This is a genomic window from Rubrivirga sp. (genome assembly GCF_049648075.1).
Lineage (GTDB): Bacteria > Bacteroidota > Rhodothermia > Rhodothermales > Rubricoccaceae > Rubrivirga.
In genome coordinates this window covers 1-3210 of record NZ_JBARYR010000596.1, presented here as the reverse complement: position 1 = coordinate 3210, position 3210 = coordinate 1, and the positions used below count along the sequence as shown (strand labels likewise).

Annotated in this window: 4 protein-coding genes; 2 read left to right on the top strand and 2 right to left on the bottom strand. The window is 69.3% G+C overall.

From position 1 onward, the window contains the following. Together WBA11_RS16475 and WBA11_RS16470 are read right to left on the bottom strand one after the other, a co-directional pair. The coding region (locus WBA11_RS16475) for a hypothetical protein (RefSeq protein WP_424521736.1) at window positions 1-182 on the bottom strand (182 nt) is incomplete at its 3' end. Between the two features lie 409 nt (window positions 183-591). Continuing rightward, a complete protein-coding gene (locus tag WBA11_RS16470) occupies window positions 592-1527 on the bottom strand; it encodes an aldo/keto reductase (RefSeq protein WP_424521737.1) in 936 nt (311 codons plus the stop codon). Window positions 1528-1683: 156 nt separating this feature from the next. On the opposite strand from WBA11_RS16470, the gene WBA11_RS16465 reads away from it, so the two are divergent. Both WBA11_RS16465 and WBA11_RS16460 read left to right on the top strand, forming a co-directional pair. Next, on the top strand, window positions 1684-2619 hold the full coding sequence (locus tag WBA11_RS16465) for an aldo/keto reductase (protein ID WP_424521737.1): 936 nt from the start codon (window positions 1684-1686) through the stop codon (window positions 2617-2619). Between the two features lie 409 nt (window positions 2620-3028). Next, the coding region (locus tag WBA11_RS16460; protein WP_424521736.1) for a hypothetical protein at window positions 3029-3210 on the top strand (182 nt) is incomplete at its 3' end.

Sequence of the window (3210 nt, the reverse complement as noted above, 5' to 3'; positions counted from 1 at the left end):
TCGAACGTCCACTCATCGCCGGCGCTGACGGGGAACAGGTCCGTCGCCTCCGACACCTCGCCGATGCACTGCGTCCGGGGCGACTCAAGGACGGGTGGGACCTCGGGCTGTGGAGCGTCGGGTTGCGTCGCATCGCAGCCCACGACGGCGAGAAAGGCGGCGAGCGCGATGAAACGGAGCATAGAGTTCGAGAGCATGTCTTCGATGTATCGCTAATCCAGAACCTCCGCAAGGCTCCACTGATTGCCCCAGCTCCTCGGCGGGTCGCGGAATCCGGCTCCACCGCCGTTCCCAACTCGCTGAGCGGTACCGGCCTCGAGGACGCCGCGCGACCTCGGTCCCGTTCCGCAGATCGTGATAGGCCGCGCCGTCCTCGAGGTCGGGATCCGGCGCGTGCGTCCTCGAGAACAGGTCCTGGACGATGGGGACGACCTCCCGTGCCGTCCTCGAGGTCGGCACCGCCGGAGGGCGAGGCGAGGGGCGGACGTCGGAGCGAACGCTCGGTAAAACGCGTCGCGGGACGCGTAGCTCTCGACGCGATCGGAAGGGAGATCGAGGACTCGGCTCAGCCGCTGGCAGCTTCGACGTGGATCACGCGCGGAGGGCTGCGCTCACGGCCTCGAGGTCGGCATCCGTGAGGGTCCAACCCGCGGCTCTGACGTTGCCCTCGATCTGGGACGGCTTGGTCGCCCCCGCGATCACGGACGCGACCGGGGCGTGGGCCAGGAGGTACGCGAACGCGAGGTCCAGGATCGTGTGGCCCCGCTCCTCGGCGACCTCGATGAGTTGCTCCACGACCTCGAGGTTGTCGTCGGTCAGGAGCTCGTCGCCCATCCCAGAGAACCGGCTTCCTTCCTTGCCGCCCAGGCGGGAGCCCTCGGGCGGGGCGTCGCCTTTGCGGTACTTGCCCGTGAGCAGACCGCTTTTGAGCGGGAAGTACGGCACGAACGCCACGTCGAGGTCGCGGGCGACCTCGAGGGCGCCGTCCTCCGGCTCGCGGTGCATCAGGCTGTACTCGTTCTGAACGGCCACGAACCTCGAGGACGAGGCGGCGGCGTGGGCCTCCTGCATCTGTCTCTGGGAGAAGCCGGAGCACCCGATCTCCCGGACCTTGCCCTCCTCCACCAGACGCGACAGCTCCCCGAGCGTGTCGGCGATGGGCGTGTCCGGGTCGGGCCGGTGGAGGTAGTACAGGTCGATCCGGTCCGTGCCGAGGCGTTTCAGGCTCCCCTCGCACGCGGCGCGAACGGCCTCCGGCCGAGCCTGACCGCCGTCCCCGTCGCCCGCGCGGTAGCCGAACTTGGTAGCGATCGTCACCTCCTCGCGGTGCTCCCCGAGCGCGTGGCCCAGGAACGTCTCGCTGGCGCCCTCGCCGTACAGCTCGGCCGTGTCGAAGTGAGTGACCCCGGCCTCGAGGGCGGCGTCCACGACGGCTCGCGACCGGTCCGCGTCGATGTGCCAGCCGAAGTTGTTGCAGCCCAGGCCCACCGTAGAGACCTCGAGGGAGCCGATGCGTCGCGTGTGCATGTCTGTAGGTGGGGCAGTTTCCACGTGAGACTCGAAGGTGCAGGCGGCGTTTCCCGACCGGGACCCATGGGCGCCCTCGAGGGCGCCCATGGGTCCCGGTCGGGAAACGCCGCCTGCACCTTCGAGTCTCACGTGGAAACTGCCCCACCTACAGACATGCACACGCGACGCATCGGCTCCCTCGAGGTCTCTACGGTGGGCCTGGGCTGCAACAACTTCGGCTGGCACATCGACGCGGACCGGTCGCGAGCCGTCGTGGACGCCGCCCTCGAGGCCGGGGTCACTCACTTCGACACGGCCGAGCTGTACGGCGAGGGCGCCAGCGAGACGTTCCTGGGCCACGCGCTCGGGGAGCACCGCGAGGAGGTGACGATCGCTACCAAGTTCGGCTACCGCGCGGGCGACGGGGACGGCGGTCAGGCTCGGCCGGAGGCCGTTCGCGCCGCGTGCGAGGGGAGCCTGAAACGCCTCGGCACGGACCGGATCGACCTGTACTACCTCCACCGGCCCGACCCGGACACGCCCATCGCCGACACGCTCGGGGAGCTGTCGCGTCTGGTGGAGGAGGGCAAGGTCCGGGAGATCGGGTGCTCCGGCTTCTCCCAGAGACAGATGCAGGAGGCCCACGCCGCCGCCTCGTCCTCGAGGTTCGTGGCCGTTCAGAACGAGTACAGCCTGATGCACCGCGAGCCGGAGGACGGCGCCCTCGAGGTCGCCCGCGACCTCGACGTGGCGTTCGTGCCGTACTTCCCGCTCAAAAGCGGTCTGCTCACGGGCAAGTACCGCAAAGGCGACGCCCCGCCCGAGGGCTCCCGCCTGGGCGGCAAGGAAGGAAGCCGGTTCTCTGGGATGGGCGACGAGCTCCTGACCGACGACAACCTCGAGGTCGTGGAGCAACTCATCGAGGTCGCCGAGGAGCGGGGCCACACGATCCTGGACCTCGCGTTCGCGTACCTCCTGGCCCACGCCCCGGTCGCGTCCGTGATCGCGGGGGCGACCAAGCCGTCCCAGATCGAGGGCAACGTCAGAGCCGCGGGTTGGACCCTCACGGATGCCGACCTCGAGGCCGTGAGCGCAGCCCTCCGCGCGTGATCCACGTCGAAGCTGCCAGCGGCTGAGCCGAGTCCTCGATCTCCCTTCCGATCGCGTCGAGAGCTACGCGTCCCGCGACGCGTTTTACCGAGCGTTCGCTCCGACGTCCGCCCCTCGCCTCGCCCTCCGGCGGTGCCGACCTCGAGGACGGCACGGGAGGTCGTCCCCATCGTCCAGGACCTGTTCTCGAGGACGCACGCGCCGGATCCCGACCTCGAGGACGGCGCGGCCTATCACGATCTGCGGAACGGGACCGAGGTCGCGCGGCGTCCTCGAGGCCGGTACCGCTCAGCGAGTTGGGAACGGCGGTGGAGCCGGATTCCGCGACCCGCCGAGGAGCTGGGGCAATCAGTGGAGCCTTGCGGAGGTTCTGGATTAGCGATACATCGAAGACATGCTCTCGAACTCTATGCTCCGTTTCATCGCGCTCGCCGCCTTTCTCGCCGTCGTGGGCTGCGATGCGACGCAACCCGACGCTCCACAGCCCGAGGTCCCACCCGTCCTTGAGTCGCCCCGGACGCAGTGCATCGGCGAGGTGTCGGAGGCGACGGACCTGTTCCCCGTCAGCGCCGGCGATGAGTGGACGTTCGA

Excerpts from the sequence above, each read along its gene's own strand:
- WBA11_RS16470 (WP_424521737.1), bottom strand. The coding sequence starts at position 1,527 with ATGCACACGCGACGCATCGGCTCCCTCGAGGTCTCTACGGTGGGCCTG.
- WBA11_RS16465 (WP_424521737.1), top strand. The coding sequence starts at position 1,684 with ATGCACACGCGACGCATCGGCTCCCTCGAGGTCTCTACGGTGGGCCTG.